General features: G+C 60.4%; 21 protein-coding genes. 16 read left to right on the top strand and 5 right to left on the bottom strand.

Features of this window, described 5'->3' with window-relative positions:
* The 3 genes from WC859_10355 to WC859_10345 all read left to right on the top strand — a co-directional run.
* On the top strand, positions 1–1,021 hold a 1,021-nt coding region (locus WC859_10355), incomplete at its 5' end, for a replication initiator protein A (GenBank protein ID MFA5976548.1).
* Positions 1,022–2,119: 1,098 nt separating this feature from the next.
* Positions 2,120–2,410: a type II toxin-antitoxin system ParD family antitoxin gene (locus tag WC859_10350; GenBank protein ID MFA5976547.1), complete on the top strand. Its 291-nt coding sequence runs from the start codon at positions 2,120–2,122 to the stop codon at positions 2,408–2,410.
* Positions 2,407–2,709, top strand: a complete 303-nt coding sequence (locus tag WC859_10345) for a type II toxin-antitoxin system RelE/ParE family toxin (protein MFA5976546.1) — start codon at positions 2,407–2,409, stop codon at positions 2,707–2,709. Before WC859_10350 ends, WC859_10345 begins: the two co-directional genes overlap by 4 nt.
* A gap of 651 nt (positions 2,710–3,360) precedes the next feature.
* Here WC859_10345 and WC859_10340 read toward each other — a convergent pair.
* A complete protein-coding gene (locus WC859_10340; protein ID MFA5976545.1) occupies positions 3,361–5,124 on the bottom strand; it encodes a type IV secretion system DNA-binding domain-containing protein in 1,764 nt (587 codons plus the stop codon).
* 38 nt (positions 5,125–5,162) lie between these two features.
* On the bottom strand, positions 5,163–5,444 hold the full coding sequence (locus WC859_10335) for a hypothetical protein (GenBank protein ID MFA5976544.1): 282 nt from the start codon (positions 5,442–5,444) through the stop codon (positions 5,163–5,165).
* A 434-nt stretch (positions 5,445–5,878) separates the two neighbouring features.
* On the opposite strand from WC859_10335, the gene mobA reads away from it, so the two are divergent.
* From mobA to WC859_10320, 3 genes are read left to right on the top strand one after another with little or no spacing between them, the layout of a single operon-like run.
* Positions 5,879–6,205 carry a plasmid mobilization protein MobA gene (gene mobA / locus WC859_10330; GenBank protein ID MFA5976543.1) on the top strand — a complete coding sequence of 109 codons (327 nt, stop codon included), beginning with the start codon at positions 5,879–5,881 and terminating at the stop codon, positions 6,203–6,205.
* A complete protein-coding gene (gene traI, locus WC859_10325) occupies positions 6,195–10,568 on the top strand; it encodes a TraI/MobA(P) family conjugative relaxase (GenBank protein MFA5976542.1) in 4,374 nt (1,457 codons plus the stop codon). Before mobA ends, traI begins: the two co-directional genes overlap by 11 nt.
* 10 nt (positions 10,569–10,578) lie before the next feature.
* Positions 10,579–10,953 carry a hypothetical protein gene (locus WC859_10320; GenBank protein ID MFA5976541.1) on the top strand — a complete coding sequence of 125 codons (375 nt, stop codon included), beginning with the start codon at positions 10,579–10,581 and terminating at the stop codon, positions 10,951–10,953.
* Between the two features lie 23 nt (positions 10,954–10,976).
* On the opposite strand, the gene WC859_10315 is transcribed toward WC859_10320, so the two are convergent.
* The 3 genes from WC859_10315 to WC859_10305 all read right to left on the bottom strand — a co-directional run bounded on the left by WC859_10315 (position 10,977) and on the right by WC859_10305 (position 12,374).
* Positions 10,977–11,225 carry a hypothetical protein gene (locus WC859_10315; protein MFA5976540.1) on the bottom strand — a complete coding sequence of 83 codons (249 nt, stop codon included), beginning with the start codon at positions 11,223–11,225 and terminating at the stop codon, positions 10,977–10,979.
* Between the two features lie 192 nt (positions 11,226–11,417).
* A complete protein-coding gene (locus WC859_10310) occupies positions 11,418–11,855 on the bottom strand; it encodes a hypothetical protein (GenBank protein MFA5976539.1) in 438 nt (145 codons plus the stop codon).
* A gap of 60 nt (positions 11,856–11,915) precedes the next feature.
* Positions 11,916–12,374, bottom strand: coding sequence for a hypothetical protein (locus tag WC859_10305; GenBank protein MFA5976538.1), 459 nt, complete (start codon positions 12,372–12,374; stop codon positions 11,916–11,918).
* Positions 12,375–12,474: 100 nt separating this feature from the next.
* On the opposite strand from WC859_10305, the gene WC859_10300 reads away from it, so the two are divergent.
* The 10 genes from WC859_10300 to WC859_10255 all read left to right on the top strand — a co-directional run.
* Positions 12,475–12,816: a hypothetical protein gene (locus WC859_10300; protein ID MFA5976537.1), complete on the top strand. Its 342-nt coding sequence runs from the start codon at positions 12,475–12,477 to the stop codon at positions 12,814–12,816.
* 30 nt (positions 12,817–12,846) lie between these two features.
* Positions 12,847–13,098, top strand: coding sequence for a type II toxin-antitoxin system MqsA family antitoxin (locus tag WC859_10295; protein MFA5976536.1), 252 nt, complete (start codon positions 12,847–12,849; stop codon positions 13,096–13,098).
* A 19-nt stretch (positions 13,099–13,117) separates the two neighbouring features.
* Positions 13,118–13,591 (top strand): hypothetical protein, encoded by a 474-nt coding sequence (locus WC859_10290; protein ID MFA5976535.1) that lies wholly within the window; start codon positions 13,118–13,120, stop codon positions 13,589–13,591.
* A complete protein-coding gene (locus tag WC859_10285) occupies positions 13,588–14,283 on the top strand; it encodes a metallophosphoesterase (GenBank protein ID MFA5976534.1) in 696 nt (231 codons plus the stop codon). The genes WC859_10290 and WC859_10285 overlap by 4 nt, the downstream gene beginning before the upstream one ends.
* Before the next feature lie 191 nt (positions 14,284–14,474).
* On the top strand, positions 14,475–14,960 hold the full coding sequence (locus WC859_10280) for a hypothetical protein (GenBank protein ID MFA5976533.1): 486 nt from the start codon (positions 14,475–14,477) through the stop codon (positions 14,958–14,960).
* Positions 14,957–15,193 carry an antirestriction protein ArdR gene (locus WC859_10275; GenBank protein MFA5976532.1) on the top strand — a complete coding sequence of 79 codons (237 nt, stop codon included), beginning with the start codon at positions 14,957–14,959 and terminating at the stop codon, positions 15,191–15,193. Before WC859_10280 ends, WC859_10275 begins: the two co-directional genes overlap by 4 nt.
* A gap of 25 nt (positions 15,194–15,218) precedes the next feature.
* A complete protein-coding gene (locus WC859_10270; GenBank protein MFA5976531.1) occupies positions 15,219–15,866 on the top strand; it encodes a recombinase family protein in 648 nt (215 codons plus the stop codon).
* 216 nt (positions 15,867–16,082) lie between these two features.
* Entirely contained in the window at positions 16,083–16,724 is a 642-nt protein-coding gene (locus tag WC859_10265; protein ID MFA5976530.1) for an AAA family ATPase, read from the top strand.
* 38 nt (positions 16,725–16,762) lie between these two features.
* Positions 16,763–17,029, top strand: coding sequence for a ribbon-helix-helix domain-containing protein (locus WC859_10260; protein MFA5976529.1), 267 nt, complete (start codon positions 16,763–16,765; stop codon positions 17,027–17,029).
* Positions 17,030–17,043: 14 nt separating this feature from the next.
* On the top strand, positions 17,044–17,391 hold a 348-nt coding region (locus tag WC859_10255; protein MFA5976528.1), incomplete at its 3' end, for a hypothetical protein.

The following is a 17,391-nucleotide window of genomic DNA, read 5'->3' as shown; positions in this document are numbered from 1 at the left end:
GAACGTGCTGCATGCGCAGCTGGACGCTCTGGAGGCCGATCAGGCCGCGGCCAGGCAGGACATGGCCGACACCCAGCGCGTCCTCACCGAGGAGATCCAGCGGCAAGATCGGGAGAAGATCGAAAGCCTGGTGCGAGTCCAAGAGGCCAACCGGGAAAAGAGCCTGTTGCCAGTGCGGCACAAGAACCGGGATTTCTTCCTGGCGGATCTTCTCGATTACGCCATGAAGGACGACGGGATCAGCATGGAGCAGCCGATTTTCACGCTGGCCACCAAGCCCGACCTGAGTATCTGGTCATGGTCGAGCAAGGACGGCGACCGGCAAATCCGTGTCACACCCAGTGTGCTGGGACGTGCCACCCAGCTGGACAAGGACGTGTTGATTTACGTGATCTCGCAGATCACGGCCGCGCTCAATTTGAACGCCGCTGCCGAGCGAAAAGGGAAGCAGGCTCCCCGCCCTGACGTGAAGAACCGCACGGTACGTTTTCGCGTGTACGACTACCTGGTCACCACGAACCGGGGCGTGGGCGGGCGTGATTACAAGGAGCTGCAAAAGGCTTTTGAGCGCCTGCGCGGTACCACCATCACCACCGATATCAAGACGGGTGGAATGCTGGTCAAGGACACCTTCGGCATCATCGAGCGGGCCAAGATCGTTGTGAACCAGCACAGCGACGACGACAAGATGCAGGCGGTGGAAGTCACTATCTCGGAATGGCTCTACAACGCCGTCCAGGCCTACGAGGTGCTGACGATCCATCCGGACTACTTCCGCCTGCGGAAGCCGCTGGAGCGTCGCCTGTACGAGCTGGCGCGCAAGTTCTGCGGCAAGCAGCCTCAGTGGACGATCAGCCTCAAGCAACTGCTTGAGCGAGCCGGGTCTAAAGGGACTCTCAGGGAGTTTCGCCGGATGCTGAAGGACATCGCCGGGGTTCAGACGCTGCCGGAATACCTGTTCCAGCTCGACGAGGCCCGCGACATGGTGATCTTCACCCGCAAGGATCAGCTCTTGCCGTGAGGCGTGGGTAGATTGCGGGCAACCGTGGGTAGGCTGAAGGACAGTGGGTGAAAAACCGCGCCTGGCACGGGGTATCACCCACCGGAGCGGTCTTCTAACCGCGATGCACTCCCAAATGCACGGGGTATCACCCACGTTGTGGATAACTTCGGCCTTTCTGTTAGTTGCGCTGTGGATGGGCACGGGGTATCACCCACGCTTCCCTGTGGATGGGCACGGGGTATCACCCACACCCCTCCTGTGGATGGGCACGGGGTATCACCCACGCTATGCCCGCTCTAGCCCTTGTGCCCCAACGCTTCCCAAAACCGTAACAACGCGCATGCGCGCGCGCGTCTTTTAACTTTTAAAGCTTTAAAACCTTAACTTTTAGTAGCTGGGCCCTGTGGAAATGTGGAAAACCACGCCGAGCCGCGATTCACGGCCCCAAGAGCGCCGCCCTCCGCCCATCCAGGGCGGCACCCTTCGCCCGCTACGCGGGCTGCGCCACAAGCGGTGGCCATCCAGGCCACCAGAAGCAGCCCCGGCACGTACCAGGAGCCAGGTGCAGACGGAAAGAGCGGTAGAGCAGGGCAAAGCAACTCGGAGTCGGCATCCTGCCGACATTAAAACCATGTCCAAGAGTTGCGGGGGCTGCGCCCCCCTGTCGTCCCTACGGCGCTACGCGCCTACGGTCCCAACTTCGACCCCCTGGAGAGGGGTAAACCCCTCTCCCACCGCGCCTACGGCGCGGCGGCTCCCTCTCCCTCCAAAAGCGGGTCAGCGGAAAGGCAAAAGCGGGCGCTTGGGTGGTGGTCGCGGGAAGGCATCTAGAAACGCCGTAGAGCGAAGGCAGGGCAGGGGCGCACCCGAGGTATTCGGAAGGGTCTCAGCGGCCCGTGTGGGCCGGCCAGTGAGGCCGGTCGAAGGCGTTTTGTTGAATGGTTCAGAAATCGAGATCGGCACCAGGCGGCGGTTACGTCCGTCGCCTGGTGCCGATCCCCGCCCGATAGGGCGGAGGCGGCACGGGGTATCACACACGTTATGGGAAGAACTCTGGTGCCCCGTTTGAACGTAGAGTAGGATTTCATCCTATCCAACGTGATCGGGAGATCTCCCATGCGGACCACGAAACAGCTTTCCATTACTTTGCCGATCGAGATGGCCGAACTGGTCACGCTCAAGGTCCAGCAGGGCCAGTACGCGACCGAGAGCGAGGTGTTGCGGGATGGTGTGCGAGCCTTGTTCGCCCGTGATGAGGCGATCGAGCGTTGGCTGCAGACGGAAGTTGCCGGCGCCTACGACGCCCTGCAGGCTGATCCTTCGCAAGGGGTGAGTTCAGCGGAGCTTCGCCAAAGCCTGGCCGAGGCGACGGCCCGCCTTGATCGTCGGAACAAGAACGTCGCGTGAGCAGCTACCGGGTCGAATACGGCAAGCTGGCCAGCACCCAGATCCACGCGCTTCTCCAGTACCTGGCGGAGCAGGCCAGCACGAAGATTGCCAGCCAGTACGTGGATGGTCTGATCGCTTTTTGCGACAGCCTGGACAGGCTCCCGCACCGCTTCAAGTGTCGGGACGATATTCGCCCTGGCCTTCACCTGGCCAATTACGAAAGCCACGTCGTGGCCTATCGCGTGGACGACAAGGCCATGCGGGTGGACGTTCTCGCGATCTACCACCGCCGACAGAACTACGAAGTGTATTTCTAATGCAGAATGAACTTTTCTTAATATTAAGAAAAGTTCATTCTGCATTTAATCAACGTTGCTTTGATACTACGCTGAAACGCTAATATTTATCTTCACGCCTTGCTTGCCGGGAACCGCCTGGCCAACTCGCCCAGAATCCGGTGGATGCCGGCAGCGCGTCCGTCCCACGTGCATGCTTTCGAGCACAGGTAGCCCAGTTCCTTGAGCAGAACCGCTGTCGACGCCTCGCCAGGCTGAGTACTAGCCTTCGTCCCGCGGCTGCGCAGGCGACGCCGGTACTCCATGGCACGTATCGCATTGGTTTTCGCTTCACCGGTCGCAGGACGGCCGCGGGGGCGCTTGAGCAGCTGGTCGTCAGTAGTGCCGGGGTCGAGAGGATCAGTAGCCATCGAGGTGGTTCCTGCCGTTGATGGCTTATTTATAGTGACGCGTCACTATAAATAAAAGCCGGGACGTGGCCCGGCCTTTATTTCGTCTGATTCCAACCCACGATCAGGACGCCATTTGGTTGACGATCCACGAGAGAATCCACGCCGCCGCGAACGACCCGAGGAACAGCTTGATGAGCATCCCCAGGGGCAGTGTCGGTTGAATGTACGAGAATTTCTCTACCTGCTGTGACCCGCCTTTGACCCAAACCATGTCGTTCTCCTATTGCTTCACGTAGAGCGGCTGGACGTTCAGCACCTCATCGAGTGCCGTGCCGCCACAGTTGCCGATGAATAGCACCTGGTCAGTGGTCAGGTTGCGCATGTCGTTGGCCCCGAACAGCTCCTGGCGCGTCCAGTTCTCGCTCGTGTTCTCGTTCCAGCCCTGGTTGGTGGAGTTGTTGCGGGGGCTGTTGTACGAGGTTGAAGTCCCGACGCCATCGGAGTGGCCGCTGGAACGATTGACGTTCAGCACGTCGATCTGGCCGAGCACGCTCTGGATCATGCCGTAGGTGGCCTGGTCTTCTGTGCGGAAGATCAGCTTCTGGCGGAAGTTCTGGAGGATGGCGTTTGCGGTGGTGTCCTTGCCAAGCGCCTGGACCATGCTTGAAACACCCTGCATGCTGACCATGCCGATCGTCTTGGTCGAGCGGGATTTGTCCCAGAAGTCCACGTCCGAGATCGGGTCGATGATCGCCTGGTACTCATCGCACACGAAAGCCACCGGGCGGGTCTGATTCCAATCCTTCCGGCTGGTACGCGCCCGCATCATGTTCATGAAGCCCAGCTTCAGCAGCATGTAAGCGTAGCGGGAGCCACCATCGCCATACTTCGTGCGCGGAATGTTGACCAGGAAGATCTCGCCGTCGTTGATCATGGACGGGAGATCCGCTTCTTCCTTGCCACCGGTCGGGGAGAAGGCCCGAACCATGCCAGGCGACTGGAGCGGGGAGAGCACCGAGCTGACGGTGCTGCGGATGCTCTTGGCAACCTTTTCGTCATGGTCGGCCCAGTTCCTTTTAAAGAACTGGACAACCATTTCTGCGGCGATTTCCTGCTCTTCGTCAAATTCGTTTGCCGAAAATTTAGCGCTCAATTGCTCCATCAGCGCGTCGCGATCTTCGTCGTTGAAGATCACCTTGTTTAGGTTGCGAATGGTGTATTCCGCACCTACCAAGTCCATGAGCAGGAGGCAATTACGGCATAGTTCAACGGCGCTCTGGACGAAGAACGAGGACGAATCCCCCGATCCCTGGCCCTTGGCCGAGAAACAGCTCTCAAGGAAGCTTGCCGCCAAGTCCGGCGAGCATCCGCCGATGAGATTGAGTGCAACGCCACCGTCACCGATTACCTTGTAGGTTCGATCGGTCATCCTGCACAGCGCTTGCACCTCTTCCACATAGTCGGTCTTGATGTCGAAGATCAGGGCGCCCGTATCCATGGACAGCACTTGCTTCAAGAGTGGGTTGATTGCCCGCGTCGTCTTGCCGGAACCGATCGAGCCAAAGACAATGATGTTCTTGTAGGTATCTTCCGGATCGAGCATCGCACCGAGTGTGGTATCGCTGATGCCATAGTTATGGCCGCGACCGGCGAGCAGACCGGCAGAATAGCCCATCCAAAGACCGTGGTAGGCCTTTTCCTTGGCTGGCTTTGCTTCCCACTCCGCTCGTGCCTTTTCTTGTGTGGATGCCTCTTGCTCCTTAGCAGTGCCTTCCCACTCAATGTATACCTCGGCGTTCTTGATGACGTAGCGCCCCCAGGCCACGATCCCCACAGAGAAAAAGAGAAGGGTAGGCAGCGCCGCGATGACGCAGGCGAGGATGAACTCACCCGTACCAATGCCCAGGTGATAGGGGTCGTTCCTGTGTGTGAGGATGAACCTCAAGAAGCCGAGCCAAGCGCCCAGCAAAACGGCGAGGAAGACCACGCGCTCCTGAGCTTTTTTTCGCGGATCACCCGGGCTAACTTTCAAGATGGTCGTCATTGCGTCGATTCCCTGTTCCTTTTGTGGATTGAATCAGATCACTCCGGCTTGTCTTTAGCCTTCGGCTTGGCCTTCATGCCCTTCAAGCTGTTTTTTAGTGTGCTAAGCCCTACCTTGACGCCGTTCTTTTTCAGGTTCTCAACGATCTCCTGGTGGGTGTACCCATTGGCGATCGCGGCGACAATTTCAGGCTTGAGCATCTTGATGGTGTCCGACGTGCTCATGGGACGTTCTGCCGGTGGCTTCGGGGGGAGGCTACGGAGTGCTTGAGCGGCCTTGTCGGCGGTCTCTTTGGTGTAAGTACGAGCGCGACCCGTCATTGGTGAAATCCTCTTGGTTGTCGGATGACGACACTATTCTATCCCATTGGGTTCCAGACACAACACAAGTTCTCATGATTTCCTCTCACAACAATTCACTATTCATCTTCACTAAAACATCTCTCCTACCTCCACCAAAACCATCACACATGTTCCCATAAATATTTCATCTATCTTCCATCAAACTCCTACACATGTTCACCTAAACATCATTCCTCTTTATCATCATCAAACCTCTTTCCTTGTCTTCAAACCACCATCATATATACTCACCAAAAACGAGGGCAGGGTAGGGTTTGGCCCACCGCCGCTTCGCTTTGGTGAGCCACCGGTCCCGTTCCACTCGCTACGCTCGTTACACGGTCCCTAACCACCCTGCTCAGGGGCTTCGCCCCCGAGACCCCGCCGCAGGCTGCGGCCATTCGGAGCGCCACATGTCGTCATCTGAATCCCGCAAGCGCACCGTCAACATGAAGGTTCGTCTGCTGCCGGAAGAGGACATGGAGATCCGCGATCGTGCCCACGACGCAGGGCTTACCGTGGCCCAATACCTGCGCTGCTGTGCTCTCAATCGGAGAATCCGGAACCAGACTGATCGGAATGTCGTCAATGAGCTGCGCCGTCTGGGAGGCCTTCAAAAGCACCTTTTTGGCCAGGTTGGAGGCTTGAACGGCCAGGAGTACGCCCGCGTCTTTAGTGCGATCATCAAGGCTATCGAACGCATCAAGCCCAGCGTGGAGGAAGCGGACGATGATCGCTGAGGTTCCCTCCAAGCGCGGCGATGGTGGATCGAGCTTTCTGAGCCTGTCCAGGTACATCACCAGTGAGCGGGATAGCATCGATCCAGTCACGGGGGAAATCCTTGATCGCGGCGTGAGTATCGATACCAACTGCCTCTCGGCCAGCACGGCATGGGCAGAAATGTGGGGGGCGTCGGGCCAGAGTAAGCGCGTCAAAGATCCCGTGTACCACGTGGTTGTTTCTTGGCGGGAAGGTGAGCAGCCAACGGATCAACAGTGCTTTGAGGCTTCGCGAGCGGCAATGAAGGCTGTTGGCATGGATGGCCACCAGTACGTCGCCGCTGTGCATCGTGACACCGGTAATGTGCATGTGCACTTGATGGTGAACCGGGTTCACCCGGAGACCTATAAAGCCGTCTACCCACATCGTGACTTCTTTGCGCTTGATAAGTGCATGCGTGAGCTTGAAATAGCGCAGGGTTGGAGTCACGACAACGGACCCTTCGCCGTTCATGAACGGAACGGTATCAAGGTCGTTGACTGGGCCAAAGAAACGGCCAAAGATTGGCGACGTGAGAGAGTCGACCAGGGTAAAATTCGCTTACCTGACGTGGCCCAGAAGATGGAGGCCATGACGGGTAACGAATCGTTTGCCAGCTATGTGCAGGGCCTGCCGAAGGGCTTTGTCCTGCAGGTGCTGGCGGCGCCGGATACGGATTGGCAGCACCTTCACACAAAGTTGTTTGCCGCTGGACTGTTGATCAAGCCGAAAGGCCAGGGATTTGCGATCTATTCGGCTACCGACCCAAAGCAAACGCCGGTCAAGGCCTCGCAGATGCACGAGTCATTGGGTGCCGGTAAGTTGGTCAAAAGGCTTGGTCCTTATCAGGCAATGGCGACGTCCCTTGAACGGGTTGTCGCGGACCTCAAGCCTGCCGTCCGGTATAGCCCTCAACTTCCCAAGCGTGACGCCGACATGCGGTTGGAGCGAAGAGGGAAGCGGGCCGAAGAACGCGAGCATCTGAAAGCACGGTACGAGGGTTATCGGGATTCCTGGAAAGTGGTCAAGGCACCGGCCAAGAACCTAATGGCGGAGAGGCAGATGGCAGCTCAAGAAGCGATGAAGGAACGCCACAAGGAAGAGCGCGAGCGTATCGCTCGCGGTGAGGAACCGTCTGGCTTGCTCCGGGCGATGGATGACCTGACAGCCCAGATCTTGGAGCGGGTCACCACCAACGAAGCCGTTTTCTCGATGAAGGATCTGGAACGGGAGACGGTCAAGGTGTTGACCGAAACCGGCGACAACAACGACGAGGCGCGCACGGCCGCGCTGGCTAATGTCGACGCGGCGTCGGTCCTGGTGCTACTCCATCCCGGCGACGAAGGTATGGAGGCCCGGTACTCCACGAAAGCGATGGTGCGCATGGAAACGCTCATCGCGGAGGGTGCTACGTACCTCAAGGGACGCTCGCAACATCATGTAGAACCAAAGCTGATTCAGCGCGTCATGAAGAAGTACCCGACGATCAGCGAGGAGCAGAAGAACGCGGTTGTTCATGTCGTTTCGCCCCAGCACATCGCCTGTATCGTGGGCGATGCTGGCACAGGTAAATCCTTCACATCGAAGACGGTCAAAGAGATCTACGAGGAAGCGGGCTATCGGGTATTGGGTGCCGCATCCATGGGCAAAGCGGTGGACGAACTTCGCAAGTCCAACGGCCTCAGCCCCGATCGCTGCCGGACGCTGGCCAGCTGGGAGCACTCGTGGAAGAAGACGGCCGCCGACAACCCGGACAAGCTCACCAGGAAGGATGTGATCATCGTGGATGAGGCGGGGCTGCTTTCCTCCCGCCAGGTGAAATCCCTGCTGGAGCGGGTGAAGACGGCCGGCGCCAAGGTCATCTTCATGGGCGACCAGAAGCAGCTCGCCCCCATCGAGGCGGGTGCTCCGTTTCGGGTCATCATGGAACGCGTTGGGGCGGCCGAACTCACTGATATTCGCCGCCAGAAAGAAGACTGGTCACGTGCGGCGAGCAAGCAATTTGCCCGCGGGGAAGACATTGCCGAGGCCTTCAACGCGTACGACGAGCGCGGACGTGTCCGCCTGGCCGACACCAACGAAAAGGCCCTGGCCGATGTGGCGGCCGCCTGGCTCGCTGATTTCGAGGCTGACCGGGCCAACCCGGAACGGAGCCATCTTGGTGCGAAGGAGCGCATCGTCCTGGCCTACCGGAACGCCGACGTGCGATCGCTCAATGACAGCATCCGTGCGGAGCTGAAAGAGCGTGGCGTGCTAGGTGAATCGTTCAAGTTCGCGACCATTGCCGGTGAACGCGATTTCGCCGTGGGTGATCGCGTGGTATTCACCCAGAACGATCCCAGGCTAGGCGTCCAGAACGGTGTCCTTGGGACGGTCGAGCAGGCAGTGGACAAGCGGCTCACGATCCGTACGGACAGTGGCGAGCTGCGCGGCTTCGACCAGGATCGCTATCGCCACATCGATTACGGCTACGCGATCACGGTCCACAAGAGCCAGGGCATCACCCTGGATCGCTCCTACGGGTTGGCGACCCAGGGCGTTGATCGTGCGTTGCTCTACGTGATGGCGACTCGGCACCGCGAACAGTTCACGATGTTTGCGGCACGCGACGAGTTCATGCCACGCATTCCCGGCCTGCAGCGGGAGGCAATGGATGCGGCCCAGCGCGACAGGTTGATCAAGGACAACATGATCGATGTGTTGGGTAAGTTCAACCTGAAGGAAAGCACGCTGGACTTTGCCAACCGCCGCGGTTTCGACGGCGAGAGCGCGGAGCGCTACCAGCTGGATCAGGGCAAGGCGTTGGCCAACAGCCTGGAGGCGTTTTCCAGCCCCGAGAAGGGGATGAGCAAGGAAGACCGGGCCATCACCCAATCTGTGTTGTCGATGGTGCAGGCCGCTGAAAAACAGAAGCTGCAGGATCGATTCAAGGCGGAGCGTGCGTCCATGCGCGCCGAGAAGCCGCAGGAGTACCGCGAATGGGTGGCGGATCGGGCGCAGGATGGTGATCGCGCTGCGATCAGCCAGTTGCGCGGCTGGGCCTACCAGGAGAAGCGAGCCGAGGCGGCGATGAAGCGGGAAGACGCTCTGGCGGCCAAGACGCCACACGTCACCACCGACCTGGAAGGGGCGTTTGAGCCTGCAGAACCGAAGCAGGTGATCGACCGGGAAGAAGAGCGAGGCAACAAGGTCACCTTCCAGGTGAACCGCGAAACGGGCTCTGTGTCCTACCAGATCAACGATCGCCAGGCCTTCACCGACAGCGGCAAGCGAATTGTTTTCGACAACAAGGAAAGCAGCCTCGATCCGGCAGTGATCGAGGCCGGGCTTCGCCTGGCGTCGGAGAAATTTCGCGACGACAAGGGCGAGCCCGGCAGGATCAAGGTCTACGGCGAGGGCGAGTTCCAGCGGAAGCTGGCCGAGGCGGCACTGGCCGTGGCTGTGGACCGTGAGCTGGATGTGGTGTTTGCCGATGCTGAGCTGGAGAAGCGCCGTGTGGCGATGTTGGCCGAGCGGCGGCAGGAACAGGCCCTGGAGCGCGACGTGGCGGCTGAGCCTGGCCATCCCATGACCCCGGAGCGGGCGGACGCTGCAGAGCGTCCAGCTTTGCCTGAGCAGGGTCCAAAAATGACCTGGGCCGAACGGCAGCGTGCCATGCAGGAGCCAGAGCCGCAGCTGGACCGCCACACCATCCTGGTGCGCGCTGAAAATGACGAAGTGCTAAAGCTCGATCGAGCCATCGAAGAGCGGTTCATGTCGGAGCGTGGAGCGCGGCCGGTGGAAAAGCAGGGCTTTTTGGCAGGCCCGGCATCGCGTCGCGAGGCGGAAAAGTGGGACGAGAATTTCCGGGCCATGAAGGCTCAAACTCACGAAGAAACCACGGCCCTCAAGGACCATTTGCGCAGCGATGATCCCGAGGCCAAAGCATGGCGTGAGCAGGTGCTGGCTCCCCACGAAGCCAAACACGAGGTGCGCGTGGACGAGTGGAAATCAAAGCGCGAACAGGCCTCGCGCGAAAACAAGCTCATCGAGCAAGACGAAACGAAGCGTCGCCGCGAGACGATCCTGGATGCCGGCAAGGCGAAGGAGAAGGATCTCGATCAAGGCCCGGAGCTGGAACCTGGCGAAAAGCAGTTCGACGTCACCAGCGGCGACAACGACAAGCAGCAGGACCGCGCCAAGGAAAAGCCATCGGTTGATCGCGAGGTGGATACTACGCCCGTGCCTTCGGACGAGCGTTCGGAGCGGCGTAAGCGTGTGCTGCAGGAGCTGCACAAGGAAACACCCGCTCCGGCGCCGACGCCGGAGCAGGCCAGAGACGGCGATTACAGTCAGGGACTGTGAGGGATAGGTTATGGCTGACACCACCAACACCGACGACGATGGACTGCCTCAACCCGAGCCGGATCTTGTGCAGGCACTGGCCGATGAGCGCTGCGCCGAAGACCAGGCTCTGCAGGAATACGAGGCACGGGTGCGCCGTCTGGACGCGCTGCGCGAGGAAGCCTTGGCCCATGAAGAGCAGGACCAGGACAAGCAACTGGAAAATGATGAGCTGGTGCGGCAGCGGGCGGCGCTCACGCAAGAGCAGGACCTGATCCACCGACAACCGCTTGGGCGTGATCCAGAACGTGAAAAGCGGCGGCTATGGATTTTTGCCTTGCTTCAAGAAATGGACCCTACCGAAGAGCAACAGCAGCAAGCTCACATCGCCACGCTGGGGCTATAGCAGCACCTTACCCCACATTACCCCTACCCCTGCCGTCTGGAGCCGCTTGCAAGCTGTTCCAGGCAGTACTGGATGGGATAGGGGCACTCCACACGCTTGGCGACAGTGCCCTGCCCGTCCCGGCGCTCTGGGAAGGCCAGGTACAGCCGCATCATGCGGTCGCTGATTCCCAGGCGCCGTGCCGCCTCGCTCTGGCTCAGCTCGGCTTTCTCCAGCAGCTGCAGGAGGTAGGCCGGGTCGGGGTTGTGGTGCTGGGCGTTTGGCTTGGCCATGCGTCGATGGTGCCAAAAAAAGGAGAGGTGGTCACATAACCGCAGACAGGGCATGGCGGCCTGCCGCGCCTTCGGCTTGCATGCCACTCCTGCGCCGATACGCCTGCGGGCGCTGCTCCGCGACACCCGCCCGTTGCCAAAAAAAGACCGGCTTCAAGCCGGTCTTTTTTGTGGCCAATGCCGTGTCGGCCTTCACGGTGCGGATGACTTCTCGATCAGGAGCACGTCCGAGTTTCTATCGATAGCCACCAAGTCACCAACGTGGAGCGGGATCTTGGGCGACCTGACCGAGAGGTTCATTTGGTCAAGAACCTGGGGGAACAACGAAGCAGCTCCTACCAGGGGCCAGGGGTGCTCTAGCAGCTCCGCGGAAATCCTTTTCTGGGGAACCAAGACGAGACCCACGGTCTGCGGCTTACCGGTGATCTTGGCCTTGAGCACTGCGAACCAGCTGCCGTCGTCAGTAGTGTTCGAGCGGTCGGTGACCTGCTTCACGTAGCCGCAGGCATGGCATTCGACGGTGCGGGTATCGGGCTTGCCCTGGCTGATGGGCGACTGCGCTTGCGCGATGGTGGTGCCGAAGAGCAGTGCTGCGGCGATCGCGATCAGAAAGGCCTTACGAGACTTCATGGTCAGCTCCTGGCTGAAGGGGGATGGGCTTGCACGAACGAAGCGAAAGGCGCCAGGCCTTTACTGGGCGGAAGCCCGTTGGAGCAGGCGGACGCCGCCACCGGGTGCGGTCACGTAGATCAGATCGCCCAGCTGCAGTTCGATCTTCGGATCTACGATCGTCATGGACGTTTCCAGGTGATCGCTGCCGGGCCTGACGATGGTCACCCAGATTTCTTTGTGCGTCGTCGGCTCGCCCGCGAGCTTTTTCCCAAGCGTCTTGAGCGGATGGCCCGGATAATTCGGGACGAAGTTCTTCTCCGTGAATTCCTTCACGTAACCGCAGCTGGTGCACTCGATGTACATGCCCTCCGGGCGTACAAGCACGTGGTTGAGTCCACCGACAGCTTTGAAGGTCTGCTCCTGCTGGCTGGCCGGGCTGGCCAATGGCGTAGCGGATTGCTGGGCCTGTGCGACCGTAGTGCCGAAAAGCAGTGTGGCGGCAAGGCTGGCGAGGACGAACGTCTGACGAAAATTCATAGAAACTCCTGGTCTGATGAAGGTGATCCGCCTACCCTTCTGGTGGCTGGCGGCAGCTCCTATACTAGGAAATTAGTTCCTAATATGGCAAGAGGTGAATATGGCCGTTTGGCGGTTCGACGAAAACAAATGTGACTTCGCTCGCGTTCCTGTCGTCGTCTGGAAGGACGACGAGCGCGACTACCTAGCACAAGGGGCCATCTACCTGGTGGTCGAGGAAGATCCGGGCTCACTGTTTGGCTGCTTGCTGTATCTCGATTTCGGCGGCGGTTCGACGCAGCGGATCTCGCACGACGAAAGCACCTTTACCGTGGCCGGGGTGGAGTTCAGACGTAGCGCCTACGCTTCCCCGCGTTACCTGGTCGATCCGATTGAGGCTGGTGTGCAAGCGAGAATTGCGGAGCTGATGGCCGAGGTGCGGGGGCAAGGTGGCGCGTTGTGATCTAGTTGTTTTTGTAGAGGAAGTGGACCCATGAAATGCACTAACTGTCACGCGGCCGAGCCCGTCATCAAATACCGCGGTGAGGTGCCCTATTGGTACAAGGGCCATACGACCTCTATTCACGGGGTGAACCAGTACGTTTGCTTGCGCTGTGGCGCTGAGTCCATCCCATCGGGCCATGTCCAGCAATGGCTGGAGCAGACGGCCAAGTTCCGTACGGAGATCGATGCTCAGGAACCCGTCAAGGAGCCGCGGTCTATCACTGCAAGGCGTGAGCTATGAATGGATGGCTGGACGTGTTGTGAAGCTTTTTCTCGATGTGGAATGGGCGGACGTGCTGGCCAGCGAGCTGGTGTCGATCGCGTTGGTCTCCGACGATGGCCAACACCAGTTCTATGGTGAGCGTGATCCACTACCTGCCGAACCTATGCCGTGGGTGGCGTCGGTCGTGTATCCGCTGCTGGAACGCGGTGCGTCAGCGATGGACGACGCTGCCCTCACCCGCTGCTTGCGCGAATTCCTGGCCACGATCCCGGGACCGTGGATCTACTACGATTCGGGCCACGATCGAGGCCTTTGCCAGTTCGTCATCGATGGCATGGATGAAGTCGAGCCCGAAGGTCCAGCGGTCGACGTGCGTTGGCAGCGTCTCGATGACATGGCTTCGGCGTGTGAGCGGTGGTGGGGCGACCACCCGGAACACCGACCACGGCGACACCACGCCGGCGTGGACGCGTTGGCCTTGCGCGGTGCCTGGTTGAGCTTGCAAACGTGAATCGGATCTTCTTCTGCGGTGATCCCCATGGTCACTTCGAACACATCATCGAGGCGGTGCATGCTCATCGGCCTGCGGCCATCGTGCTACTGGGCGACGTGCAGGCGCAGGAGCCGCTGGAATCGGCCTTGCGGTCGATCCTCGATCGCACGGAGGTCTGGTGGATTCACGGGAACCACGACACCGACAGCGAAGCCGACTACGACAACCTGTTCAGTTCGGCCTTGGCCGATCACAACCTGCACGGTCGCGTGGTCGAGGTTGCCGGCGTTCGCATCGCTGGGCTGGGCGGGATCTTCCGCGGGCAGGTCTGGGCTGCGCCCAGCCAACCGCGGTACGCATCGACAGAGGACTACCTGGCGCGTTGCGGCAAGGGAAGCCGGTGGCGTGACGGAATGCCGCGCAAGCATCGGAGCACGATCTTTCCCAATGATTACCAAGCCCTGTTGACTGAGCAGGCCGACATCCTGGTGACCCATGAAGCGCCGAGCTGCCATCACCATGGCTTTCGGGAAATCGATGATCTCGCTCGCCGCCTTGGCGCGAAGACGGCTTTCCACGGCCACCACCACGAACAGATCGACTACGACCAGGAAGCCATCGAGCGGCTTGGTTTCACGCCCTACGGCGTGGGGTACTGCGGGATTCGGGATCAGTTTGGAGTGGTTATTTATTGTGACGCGTCACAATAAATAAAGGGCGGGCGCTTGCTGTCCCAGTTGGGACACCCTGCCCTGTCCCAACTGGGACAGGTACGTTCGGGTGGTTCATTAGAGCCCGGCTCCGGCTCGTGGCTCTTTTGAATCGTCAATCGCACGAATTGGCCTAGTGCATGAGCTAGGCCAATTTGGGTATACTCAAAATAACCTAACAAGGACGGCCCATGGAAGCCCAGCAAACCATCACCCTCCCGATCCCTGCGGAGTTCGTCGCGTTCTGCACCGGACACAGCCTGACCCCAGCCCAGGTGCTAGCCGCCTTCATGGCCGATCTGGCCGAGTCGTCCGACAGCAATGGCAGCGACGAGCGGATGCACGCCTCCGATTGGTTCGATCGGGTTATCTGGCCGGAGCCGCCTGAGCGCACCTTCACAATCGAGTCCCGCTCTGCCGCCGTAGGCGGCGGCTGGAAGCTCCGCCTCTTGAGTGATGGCGAGGAAGCGGGCGGCGGGGTGTTTCCGGCCGACCCGAACGAAGACCCGGAAGCGGGCGCCGAATGGTGGAACGACATGCCCGAAGAGCAGCGGGCGGAGTGGATGGCGAAGGCGGGCAACACCGGCCGGGTGGTCGACGCCTACGGGGCATTCCTGACCGAGGAAGCGCGGCAGGACGCCGAACAACAGGGATTCGAGTGGCAGGACGAGGTATGAACAATCAAGCGATTGCTGCGCGTTACCGGGATGCCGAACAGGGCGATATAGCGGCTTGTGGCTATGTGCTGATCTATGCGGGGCGAGCGATCGGATGGAAGCGTGAGCTGATCACCCCGGAGACGGTTTGCCCCGGCGTACTTGCGGTGGACTTGGCTGGGCAGGTTTTCGAGGCCCAGGGCGGGAACGACTACGACGGCGCTTCGCGTTGGGTGGCAGCGCAGCATGCTTGATCCTCTCGACCCTGGTACCGAGCTGATGCCGTTCCCGCCAGGCAGACGGCCCATGGTCGCCCGGATCTACCTGCGCGTCAGCACCGAGGCGCAGGAGCTGGAGCGGCAGGAAGCGATCGTGGAGGCCACCAAGGCCGCGGGGTACTACGTGGCAGGGGTCTACCGGGAGAAGGCTTCCGGTGCCCGCCTAGACCGCCCTGCCCTGCTCCGCCTGATCGAAGATCTCCAGCCTGGTGACGTGGTGATCGCGGAGAGGATCGACCGGATCAGCCGCCTACCCTTGCCGGAGGCCGAGCAGCTGGTGGCCAGCATCCGTGCCAAGGGCGCCCGCCTGGCCGTGCCTGGCATCGTGGATCTCACCGAGCTGGCCAGCGAGAGCCAAGGCGTGTCCAGGATCGTGCTGGAGGCCGTCCAGGACATGCTCCTGAAGCTCGCCCTGCAGATGGCCCGTGATGACTACGAAACACGCCGTGATCGCCAACGCCAAGGCATCGAGTTGGCCAAGCAGAAAGGCCGCTATGAGGGCCGGAAGGCCGACGCCGGCATGCACGAGCGAATCATCGCCCTTCGATCGTCAGGGCGCAGCATCGCGGACACGGCACGCCTCGCCGGATGCAGCGCGAGCCAGGTAAAGCGCGTGTGGGCTGGCCAGAAGACGGCCGTACCCGACTAAGAGAAGCGGTGGCACCCAGCCACCAACGGCATGCCTGCGCTTCGCTCCGGCGGATCGAAGCCGCGCATCGGACGTGGCCGATGCCCGGCCTCGATCACCATTCTCGGAGCGGGTAATGTCGGCTCAAGAAGTTAACTTGAAAGGATATTAAAAGCATTGACACCATGGACGAACAGTGTAGTATTGCACCTGTCTTAATATTAAAAAAGGTGCAAGATGATTATTACTGTTGGGAACACCAAGGGTGGCGTTGGCAAGACCACGCTGGCCGTGAATCTGGCGATCGCTCGCGCCATGGAGGGTCGCGACGTGCTGCTGATCGATACCGATCGTCAGCAGACCGCCCAGACAGCCATCAGCATTCGCGCCGAGGCTGGCCATAAACCCGCTATCGCCGTGGCCAGCTATTCGGACGGCCCTACCCTGCGCAGCCAGGTGCAGCATCAATCGGGTAAGTACGATGACGTGGTGATCGATGCCGGCGGGCGTGACTCGGCGGCGTTGCGTGCCGCCCTGATCCTGTCCGATGTGCTCTTGGTGCCCTTTCAGCCGCGGTCCTACGACGTATGGGCGTTGGGCGACATTGCCGAGCTGGTGACCGAGGCCCGCTCGATGCGTGACGGTCTGCGAGCTGTCGCGGTGCTCAACTGCGCCGACCCCGGCGAGAACTCCAGCGACAACCACGAAGCTGCCGCTGCCGTGGCCGAGCTGCCCGCCTTCGAATATCTGGCCACCCCGCTCCGTCGCCGCAAGTCGTTCTCCAATGCTGGCGGTGCCGGCCTCTCCGTATTCGAAATGAAGCCCAGGGATTCCCGTGCGTGCGAGGAATTAAAGGCGCTTGTTTCTGCGCTGTTTTAATATTAAAATAAACTCGTATCAATATCGGAGTTAGTGCAATGGCAATTACTAAGCCGCCCGTCAAAAAGAACGTGGAAGACTTCATCGCAGGCGCTCCGGATGCCGGTGGCCAAGCCTCGGCCGAAGTCCGGCAACCCAAGTACGTCCGCAAGGGCAAGAAGCTCCAGATCACCCTCACCATCGCCCAGCCGCTCCTGGAGCGCGTGGACGAAATGGCGGCCAAGCTCGGGCAGAGCAGGGCGGCGGTCATTAACCTGGCTGTGTACCAAGGCCTGGAAAGCGGCCTCCAGATCCAGAAGCAGTAACTGGGAGCAGGGCGATGGCCAAGGCCAAGCAGCAGTTCGATCCCGAAAAGCTCGCGGATCTCTTCGCCGTCGACGGCGACGATGCGCTGGCCAACGCGCATCGTGCCCTGGAGGACGCCCAGAAGACGGCTCGTACCATCGAGCACTGGCAGAGGGAGCTGGTCGAGCAGGCACTGGAGTGCCGGCGCCAACTGCGCAAGCTGGAAATGGAAGGGAAGGGTGCTTCTGCCGAGGCGAACGTGCTGCATGCGCAGCTGGACGCTCTGGAGGCCGATCAGGCCGCGGCCAGGCAGGACATGGCCGACACCCAGCGCGTCCTCACCGAGGAGATCCAGCGGCAAGATCGGGAGAAGATCGAAAGC

The sequence above is a fragment of the Elusimicrobiota bacterium genome (assembly GCA_041660185.1).
In the GTDB taxonomy this organism is placed as follows: domain Bacteria; phylum Elusimicrobiota; class Elusimicrobia; order 2-01-FULL-59-12; family 2-01-FULL-59-12; genus JBAZWU01.
The sequence above is the reverse complement of the archived record's forward strand: the minus strand, read 5'-3'. Positions and strand labels throughout refer to the sequence as shown.

Bases quoted from the DNA above. Each gene is read 5' to 3' on its own strand.
- WC859_10350 (MFA5976547.1), top strand. From the start codon at position 2,120: ATGCGGACCACGAAACAGCTTTCCATTACTTTGCCGATCGAGATGGCC.
- WC859_10340 (MFA5976545.1), bottom strand. From the start codon at position 5,124: ATGACGACCATCTTGAAAGTTAGCCCGGGTGATCCGCGAAAAAAAGCT.
- WC859_10335 (MFA5976544.1), bottom strand. From the start codon at position 5,444: ATGACGGGTCGCGCTCGTACTTACACCAAAGAGACCGCCGACAAGGCC.
- mobA (MFA5976543.1), top strand. From the start codon at position 5,879: ATGTCGTCATCTGAATCCCGCAAGCGCACCGTCAACATGAAGGTTCGT.
- traI (MFA5976542.1), top strand. From the start codon at position 6,195: ATGATCGCTGAGGTTCCCTCCAAGCGCGGCGATGGTGGATCGAGCTTT.
- WC859_10320 (MFA5976541.1), top strand. From the start codon at position 10,579: ATGGCTGACACCACCAACACCGACGACGATGGACTGCCTCAACCCGAG.
- WC859_10315 (MFA5976540.1), bottom strand. From the start codon at position 11,225: ATGGCCAAGCCAAACGCCCAGCACCACAACCCCGACCCGGCCTACCTC.
- WC859_10310 (MFA5976539.1), bottom strand. From the start codon at position 11,855: ATGAAGTCTCGTAAGGCCTTTCTGATCGCGATCGCCGCAGCACTGCTC.
- WC859_10305 (MFA5976538.1), bottom strand. From the start codon at position 12,374: ATGAATTTTCGTCAGACGTTCGTCCTCGCCAGCCTTGCCGCCACACTG.
- WC859_10300 (MFA5976537.1), top strand. From the start codon at position 12,475: ATGGCCGTTTGGCGGTTCGACGAAAACAAATGTGACTTCGCTCGCGTT.
- WC859_10295 (MFA5976536.1), top strand. From the start codon at position 12,847: ATGAAATGCACTAACTGTCACGCGGCCGAGCCCGTCATCAAATACCGC.
- WC859_10280 (MFA5976533.1), top strand. From the start codon at position 14,475: ATGGAAGCCCAGCAAACCATCACCCTCCCGATCCCTGCGGAGTTCGTC.
- WC859_10275 (MFA5976532.1), top strand. From the start codon at position 14,957: ATGAACAATCAAGCGATTGCTGCGCGTTACCGGGATGCCGAACAGGGC.
- WC859_10270 (MFA5976531.1), top strand. From the start codon at position 15,219: ATGCCGTTCCCGCCAGGCAGACGGCCCATGGTCGCCCGGATCTACCTG.
- WC859_10265 (MFA5976530.1), top strand. From the start codon at position 16,083: ATGATTATTACTGTTGGGAACACCAAGGGTGGCGTTGGCAAGACCACG.
- WC859_10260 (MFA5976529.1), top strand. From the start codon at position 16,763: ATGGCAATTACTAAGCCGCCCGTCAAAAAGAACGTGGAAGACTTCATC.